Annotated in this window: 9 protein-coding genes; 8 read left to right on the top strand and 1 reads right to left on the bottom strand. The window is 72.2% G+C overall.

From position 1 onward, the window contains the following. Positions 1–693: LacI family DNA-binding transcriptional regulator (locus AC51EU_RS07485; RefSeq protein WP_496265885.1), on the bottom strand; the 693-nt coding region annotated here is incomplete at its 3' end. A 124-nt stretch (positions 694–817) separates the two neighbouring features. On the opposite strand from AC51EU_RS07485, the gene AC51EU_RS07480 reads away from it, so the two are divergent. The 8 genes from AC51EU_RS07480 to AC51EU_RS07445 all read left to right on the top strand — a co-directional run bounded on the left by AC51EU_RS07480 (position 818) and on the right by AC51EU_RS07445 (position 7,844). Continuing rightward, positions 818–2,077 (top strand): MFS transporter, encoded by a 1,260-nt coding sequence (locus AC51EU_RS07480; RefSeq protein ID WP_496265884.1) that lies wholly within the window; start codon positions 818–820, stop codon positions 2,075–2,077. Positions 2,078–2,086: 9 nt separating this feature from the next. Beyond that, the gene (pafA, locus tag AC51EU_RS07475; protein ID WP_496265883.1) at positions 2,087–3,448 is read left to right on the top strand and encodes a Pup--protein ligase; all 1,362 of its coding nucleotides are present in this window, start codon (positions 2,087–2,089) and stop codon (positions 3,446–3,448) included. Positions 3,449–3,671: 223 nt separating this feature from the next. Beyond that, positions 3,672–4,580, top strand: coding sequence for an FKBP-type peptidyl-prolyl cis-trans isomerase (locus AC51EU_RS07470; RefSeq protein ID WP_496265882.1), 909 nt, complete (start codon positions 3,672–3,674; stop codon positions 4,578–4,580). Positions 4,581–4,638: 58 nt separating this feature from the next. Beyond that, the gene (locus AC51EU_RS07465; RefSeq protein ID WP_496265881.1) at positions 4,639–5,013 is read left to right on the top strand and encodes an FKBP-type peptidyl-prolyl cis-trans isomerase; all 375 of its coding nucleotides are present in this window, start codon (positions 4,639–4,641) and stop codon (positions 5,011–5,013) included. Positions 5,014–5,153: 140 nt separating this feature from the next. After that, a complete protein-coding gene (locus AC51EU_RS07460) occupies positions 5,154–6,272 on the top strand; it encodes a helix-turn-helix transcriptional regulator (protein ID WP_496265880.1) in 1,119 nt (372 codons plus the stop codon). Between the two features lie 14 nt (positions 6,273–6,286). Then, entirely contained in the window at positions 6,287–7,237 is a 951-nt protein-coding gene (locus AC51EU_RS07455; protein WP_496265879.1) for a helix-turn-helix transcriptional regulator, read from the top strand. 40 nt (positions 7,238–7,277) lie between these two features. Further along, the gene (locus tag AC51EU_RS07450; protein WP_496265878.1) at positions 7,278–7,538 is read left to right on the top strand and encodes a hypothetical protein; all 261 of its coding nucleotides are present in this window, start codon (positions 7,278–7,280) and stop codon (positions 7,536–7,538) included. Between the two features lie 81 nt (positions 7,539–7,619). After that, the gene (locus AC51EU_RS07445) at positions 7,620–7,844 is read left to right on the top strand and encodes a hypothetical protein (protein WP_496265877.1); all 225 of its coding nucleotides are present in this window, start codon (positions 7,620–7,622) and stop codon (positions 7,842–7,844) included. Positions 7,845–8,054 lie beyond the last annotated feature (210 nt).

Raw genomic sequence — 8,054 nt, 5'->3', positions numbered from 1 at the left:
GCACAGCGCCGTGCCGGGCACCGCGCGCAGCTCCTCGTCGAGGGTGCGGGCGCGCAGTGCGAACGTCCAGGAGTCGACGTCGGCGGCCAGATGGGCGAAGCGGCGGTGGCCGAACGCCAGGAGATGGGCGGCGACCTGGCGGGTGCCGTCCGCGATGTCGAGATTGACGGTGGCCGCCGCCCGGTGGTCGTCGGGGTCGTTGTCCAGCATGACGAGGGGGAGCCCGGTTTCCCGCAGGGCGGCGAGGGCGTCGACCGCCATGGAGGAGGCGATCACGCCGTCCAGGCTGGCGCGCGCCGAGCCGAAGGGGTCGCGGGCCGGGCCGACGCCCTCGGGGGAGGGATAGAGCACCACGCCGAAGCCGTGGTCGGCGGCGGCGCGGGCGGCGCCGGTGTGCACCCGGGCGAAGAACTCCGTGGTGAGTGCGGGGACGACGAGCAGGGCGGTGCGGGTGCGGCCCATGCGCAGGCTGCGGGCGGCGAGATTGGGCCGGTAGTCCAGGTCGCGGGCGGCGGCGCGGACCGCCTCGGCCCGCCGGGCGGAGACCCGGCCGCGCCATTTGCCGGCCAGCACCAGCGAGACGGCGGCCTGCGAGACCCCGGCGGCGCGCGCCACGTCCCGGCTGGTGACGCGGCTGCCCCCGGGCCTCGGTGCCGGGCCGGCGTCCGGTGCCACGGCGTCGTCACTGGTCACCTGGGTATGCCTCCTGGCCGGGACCGGCTGCTGCGGATGGACCGCACGATGACGCCATGATACGTATAACGGCTCTACGTTATACGTATTCAGTCCGGGCCGGTCCGGACGGAGAGGGGACGGCATGGCCGCCGGATACGCGGAACTCCTCGGTACCCGCCACGCGGCCAGGCTGCTGGCCGGGACCCTCGTCGGCAGACTCCCCAACGCCACCGCGGCGCTCGCGATCGTCCTCTTCGTCCGCTCCCAGGGCGGCAGCTACGCCCTCGCCGGAGCGCTCTCCGCCGTCTACGGCATCTGCAACGCCGTCGGCCAGCCGCTCCTCGGCCGCGCCGTCGACCTCTACGGACAGCCCCGCGTCATGCTGCCCGCCTCGGTCGTCTCCGCCCTCGGCATGGCCCTGCTCACCGTCACCGGCATCGACCCGCTGCCGCTCGCCTACGCCGCGATGGTCGTCGCCGGCCTGTTCACCCCGCCCCTGGAGGGCGGCCTGCGGGCCCTGTGGCCCGGGGTGCTGCGCCGGCCGGACCAGGTGCACGCGGCGTACGCGCTGGACGCCGTGGCCCAGGAGGTGATGTTCGCGGTGGGTCCGCTGCTGGTGACGCTGTGCGTCGCCGCCTGGTCCGAGCGGGTGGCGCTGCTGGTCATCAACGTCCTCGGCGTCCTGGGCGCCCTCTCCGTCGTCGTCTCCCCGCCGTCCCGGCGGTGGCGCAGTGCCCCGCGCGAGGCGCACTGGCTGGGCGCGCTGCGCTCGCCCGGGCTGCTGGTGCTGATCGGGTCGTTCTTCTTCGTCGGCCTGGCGCTCGGCTCCATCGCGGTCGCCGCCGTCGCCTACGCCGACGAGCACGGCGGCGGCATGGTCTCCAGCTGGCTGCTGTCCGCCCTCGGCGCCGGGGCCCTGGCCGGCGGCATCGTCTACGGGGCGCGCGAGTGGCCGGGACGGCCCGAGAGCCGCCTCCGGCTGCTGGTCGCCCTGCTCGCACTGGGCTACCTGCCGCTCTTCCTCACGCCCGGCGTGGCCGGGATGACGGCGCTGACCGGCCTCGCCGGGGTGTTTCTCGCACCCGCGCTGGCCTGCGCGTTCGTCGTCGTCGACCGGCACGCCCCCAACGGGACGGTGACGGAGGCGTTTTCCTGGCTGGTAACGACCTTCGGCGTCGGATCGGCGGTCGGGGCGTCGGTGGTGGGCCCCGCGGTGGAGCGCGGTGGGTCGGCCGCCGGGTTCGCGGTGGCGGGCGCCGGCGGGGTCACCGCGGTGCTCGTCCTGGTGGTGACGCGGCGCTTCCTGGGGGAGCCCGCGCGGCGTACGGACCCTGCCCGCACGGCGGAAAATGATCGGAACGGAGCTGTCGAACCCGGTTTCAGAGCACGCCATCAGGCGTAATGTTCAGTCATGGACCGCCGCATTTTCGGGCTGGAGAACGAGTACGGCGTCACATGCACGTTCAGGGGACAGCGCCGGCTGTCTCCCGACGAAGTGGCGCGGTACCTCTTCCGCCGCGTTGTGTCATGGGGCCGCAGCAGCAATGTCTTCCTGCGGAACGGCGCCCGTCTCTACCTCGATGTGGGATCGCACCCGGAATACGCGACACCCGAGTGCGACAACGTGACCGAACTGGTCACCCACGACAAGGCCGGGGAGCGCATTCTCGAAGGGCTGCTCGTCGACGCGGAACGCCGCCTGCACGAGGAGGGAATCGCGGGCGACGTCTATCTTTTCAAGAACAACACCGACTCGGCGGGCAACTCCTACGGCTGCCACGAGAACTATCTCGTGGCCCGGCACGGCGAGTTCTCCCGGCTCGCGGACATCCTCATCCCCTTCCTCGTCACCCGCCAACTGCTGTGCGGAGCGGGAAAGGTCCTCCAGACCCCGCGCGGCGCCGTCTACTGCGTCAGCCAGCGCGCGGAGCACATCTGGGAGGGCGTCTCCTCCGCCACCACCCGTTCCCGTCCGATCATCAACACCCGCGACGAACCCCACGCGGACGCCGAGCGCTACCGCCGCCTCCACGTGATCGTCGGCGACTCCAACATGTCCGAGACCACCATGCTGCTCAAGGTGGGCGCCACGGACCTGGTCCTGCGGATGATCGAAGCGGGCACGGTCATGCGCGACCTGACGCTGGAGAACCCGATCCGCGCGATCCGCGAGGTCAGCCACGACACCACCGGCCGGCGCAAGGTCCGGCTCGCCAGCGGACGCGAGGCGTCCGCCCTGGAGGTGCAGCAGGAATACTTCGACAAGGCCCTCGATTTCTGCGACCGCCGGGGAATCCGCACCGGCACCGTCGAACGCGTCCTGGAATTGTGGGGCCGCACCCTCGAAGCCGTCCGGGAACAGGAACTCGACCGCATCGCGACCGAGATCGACTGGGTGATGAAGTATCAGCTCCTCGACCGGTACCGCGCCAAGCACAACATCACCATGTCGCATCCGCGCGTCGCGCAGATAGACCTCGCCTATCACGACATCCACCGCCGCCGGGGCCTTTACTACCTCCTGGAGCGGAAGGGGCAGGCCGCGCGGGTCTGCGACGACGTGAAGATCTTCGAGGGAAAGTCGGTGCCGCCCCAGACCACCCGCGCCCGGCTGCGCGGCGATTTCATCCGCCGGGCCCAGGAACAACGCCGCGATTTCACGGTCGACTGGGTCCACCTCAAACTCAACGATCAGGCCCAGCGCACCGTCCTGTGCAAGGACCCGTTCCGTGCCGTGGACGACAGGGTGGAAAAGCTGATCGCCGGAATGTGATCCCTCCCCGGTACGCCGGAAAAGGGGACGGAATACCTCCGTCGCGCCCCGCGCGCCCGACTCTTTCGAGTGGCGTGCGCGGGGCGCGAGGCGTGGGTGAGCACCTGATGACAGCGGGCGACGTCATGATCCCCGGACGCACGGACCCCGTCACCGGCGCCCGGCGTGGTTAAAGTGGCAAGGTCCGTTCAGCACCCATCGCAGCCCGTCTTGAGGGATATCCGTGCGCCGACGCCGAATCGCAGCCCTGTTCGCCGTACCCCTGCTTCTCGTCTCCGCAGCGGCCTGCGGCACCGAGAAATCACCGACGCCCGGCGCGCTGCCGGCGGTGAGCGGACAGGACGGCGCCAAGCCCAAGGTCGCCAAGGGCGAGGGCGACCCGCCCAAGAAGCTTGAGGTCAAGGTCCTCAAGAAGGGCGACGGCGCGGAGGTCAAGAAGGGCGACGCCCTCAACGCCCACTACCTCGGCCAGACCTGGCAGGGCACGGGCTTCGACAGCAGCTGGGACCGCGGCGGCCCGTCCACCTTCGAGATCGGCACCGGCAAGGTCATCAAGGGCTGGGACGAGGGTCTGGTCGGCCAGCGGCTCGGCAGCCGCGTCGAGCTGGTGATCCCCCCGGACAAGGGCTACGGCGCGCAGGCACAGCAGAACATCCCGGCCAACTCCACCCTGGTCTTCGTCGTCGACCTCAAGAAGGTCCTCCCGTCCAAGATCGACGGCAAGCCGGTCGCCCAGGACAACATCTCGCTGCCCCGCGTCGGCGACGAGATCGACGGCAAGGCCCCCAAGATCACCCTCCCCAAGGGCAAGGCCGCGCCCAAGGAGATCACCAGCGCGACGATCCTCCAGGGCAACGGCGACACCGTCGGCGAGAAGAGCACGGTGCGCGCCAGCTACACCCTCGTGACGTGGAAGGACGGCAAGGTCGTCGCCGATACCTGGGCGCCGGGCCAGCCCGGGGCCCAGGACGTCCCGGTCGGGCAGCTGCCCGGCTGGAAGGAGGGCCTCAAGGGCAAGAAGGCCGGCAGCCGGGTGCTGATCGTGGTGCCCAAGAGCAAGCTCACCCCCGACCAGCAGAAGCAGATCGACTCCGATCTCGTGTTCTCCGTGGACGTCCTCGCCGTGCAGTGATCCGCGTCTGCCAGACTGTTGCGGCACTCGCACACGATTCGTACGTAGGAGCACATCCGTGAGCATCGACAAGCCCGAGATCGATTTCCCCGAGGGCCCGGCTCCCACCGAGCTGGAGATCGTGGACCTGTGGGAGGGCGACGGGCCGGTCGCCAAGGCCGGGGACACGGTCTCCGTCCACTACGTCGGTGTCTCCTTCAGCACCGGTGAGGAGTTCGACGCGAGCTGGAACCGCGGCAAGCCGCTCCAGTTCCAGCTCGGCGTCGGCCAGGTCATCCCTGGTTGGGACAAGGGCGTGCAGGGCATGAAGGTCGGCGGGCGCCGCCGGCTGACCATCCCGGCGCACCTCGCGTACGGCGAGCGCGGCGCCGGCGGCGGCCGCATCGCCCCCAACGAGACGCTGATCTTCGTCTGCGACCTGGTATCCGTCTGAGACCCGGCGCCGAACGGTGAGGGCCCGTGCCACGCGGCACGGGCCCTCACCGCGTCCGGCCGCCCCGTGGGCCCGGCTTTTGCCCGAAGCCCCCCGGGCGGTACGGTCATCGGTCGGGAGTTCAAGGAGAAGGGGCGCCGATGGCGATTGCCAAGGCCGAGCGGCTGATGAACCTGGCGCTGTGCCTGCTGGGAACGCGTCGCCCGCTGACCAAGCGCGAGCTGCGGTCGTCGATCGAGGCTTACGTCGAGGCCTTTGGGCCGGGAAACGCTGTGGCCTTTGGGCCGGGAAACGCTGTGGCCTTTGGGCCGGGAAACGCTGTGGCCTTTGGGCCGGGAAACGCTGCGGCCTCCGGACCGGGAAACGGCAGCGCAACGGCCTCCGGAACGCCCCGCCCCGCCCTCGGCAGTGACGAGTCCTTCAACCGCATGTTCGAGCGGGACAAGGACGACCTGCGCGAGCTGGGCCTGGTCATCGAGACCGTCGACGGACTGGACGGCGAGACCGGCTATCTCGCCCGCCGCGACAGCAACCGCCTGCCCCCGATCACCCTGGACGCCGAGGAGGCCGCCGCCCTCGGGCTGGCCGCCAAGATCTGGCAGCAGGCCCGCCTGGCCGGCGCCGCCAGCGGCGCGCTCCAGAAGCTGCGCGCGGCCGGGATGCCGCTGGCCGGGGACGGCACGGACATGGACGCCGGGCAGCCGCAGAGCGCCCTCGAACCCCGCATCCCCGCCCACGAGGCCGCCTTCGAACCGCTGATGCTGGCCTGCCGCGACCGCCGCCCCGTCGTCTTCGACTACCGCAAGTCCAACGCCGCCCGCCCCGAGCGGCGCCAGGTCGAGCCCTGGGTCCTGGAGTGCTGGCGCGGCCACTGGTACCTCGCCGGATGGGACCGCGACCGGCAGGCCGAACGCGTCTTCCGGCTCTCCCGCATCACCGGCAAGGTCCGCTCCCGCCAGGGCGCGTTCACCGCGCCCGTACCCGATCACGTCACCGTCCGCGCGACCGTCGAACGCTGGGCCGGCGAGACCGCCACCGGCACGGCCCGGATCAGGCTGCGCGCCGGGCACGGCTACCCGCTGCGCGCCCGCGCCCTGACCGTGCGCGCGCTCGGCGACGGCTGGGACGAACTGGAGATCCCCAACGGGCACGGCCTCGACGCCTGGCTGGTCGAGTTCGGGCCGGACGTGGTGGTGCTGGAACCCGCAGAACTGCGGGCCGACGTGGTGGACCGGCTGCGCGCCGTGGCCAAGGGCTGAGGGGACACACAACCATGGCGACCAACGCGATCGACCAGACCCGCCGGATGCTGTCCCTGGTGACCTACCTCCGCGAGCGCCCCGGCGCCCGCGTCAGCGACGTCGCCCGCGCCTTCGGCATCACCGAGGACGAGCTGATCGCCGACCTCAACGTCCTGCCGATGTGCGGGACGAGCTTCCGCGGCGGCGACCTCCTCGACATCGACACCGACGGCGACCGCATCTGGTGGCACAACCCCGACGACGTCGCCGAGCCGCTGCGGCTCGCCGCCGACGAGGCCACCGCGCTGCTCGTCGCGGCCCGCGCCGTCGCCACCCTCCCCGGGCTGCGCGAGGGCGACCGGCAGGCGCTGCTGCGGGCCACCGCCAAGCTGGAGGCGGCCGCCGGCGAGGCGGCGGGCGCCAGCTCCCGGCTGTCGGTGACCTTCGAGTCCGAGGGCGGCGTCTTCGCCGACGTGGACCGCGCCATCGCCGAACGGCGTCGGCTGTGGCTGCGCTACTACTCCCCGGCCCGCGACGAGCTGACCGAACGCGAGGTCGACCCGATCCGGCTGTTCGCCGTCGGCCACACCTACATGGAGGCGTGGTGCCGGCTCTCCGAGGCCCGGCGCACCTTCCGCCTCGACCGGGTCGCCGAGATCAAGCTGCTCGACGCGCCCGCCGACCCGCCTCCCGTCGAACTCCGCGACCTGTCGGAGGGCCTGGTCCAGCCCGCGGCCGAGGACCCCGAGGTCGTCGTCGAGGTCGGCCCCGGCGGACGCTGGGTCGCCGAGTACTACCCGCACGACAGCGCGGAGGAGCGCCCCGACGGCGGGCTGCGCATCACCCTGCGCACCCCGGACCCGGCCTCGCTGCGGCGGCTGGCGCTGCGGCTGGGGCAGGACGGAAGGATCACCGCGCCGCCGGCGCTGGCCGAGAGCGCGCGGCAGGCGGCCGCGCAGGCGCTCACGGCGTACGGCGAGTGAGCGGGGCGGACGGCCCACCGTACGGAGGAGGCAGCGAAGGATGACGACCACGACGGCGACCGGCACCCTGGCACCCCCCGCCCCGCATGTGTTCTTCAAGGCGGCCTGTCCCGACTGCCGCGGCCGCTTCGAGCTCGCCTCGGACGCCTTCCGGCTGGCGATCGGCGCGTCCCGCCGCACCACCTTCTACTCCTTCACCTGCCCCGACTGCGGCCGCTCCGTCCGCAAACCGGCCGGCGAGCGGATCGTGGAACTGCTCACCGACGGCGGGGTACGCACCCTGCGCCTGCACCTCGGCTGATCCCGGCCACATCGCCGGGCCCGTGCGGAGGCGGCCGTTCCCGGGGGAGGGGCCCGCCGTCCGGCCCGTTAGGCTCGTCCCATGCTCTGGCCCATGATCGCTGTCGCCCTCGGCTTCCTCGGCATCGCCGTGCTCGGCGTCCTCGCCGTCCGCGTCTTCGCCGAGGTACGGCGCCTGTCCCGCCAGGTGGCGGTGGCGTCCGACCGCATCCAGAGGGCGGCCGATGACTTCGAGCGGGCGGCCGTCCCGCTCGCCTCGCGGCTGCACGACGCCGGCCGGGACCGGTCCCCGGCGGCGGGAGCATGAGACAGGCCACACGTGTGACGGGCCCGACCCCGCCCCGCGGGACGGCCGTGACGTCGTACGGGGGCGGTAGGCTGTCCGGAAGTGCCGGTGGACGAGGTGCGGCGGGTTGCCGGTAGTGCGCACAGGGGTTGCCGGGCGTTCACCCGTGGGCGTTACGATCGCTGGAAGTTCGGCGGGCGGACGGATGTCCGGCCACGTCAGGTAGTCACT

This window comes from Candidatus Streptomyces philanthi (genome assembly GCF_059553635.1).
The sequence above is the reverse complement of the archived record's forward strand: the minus strand, read 5'-3'. Positions and strand labels throughout refer to the sequence as shown.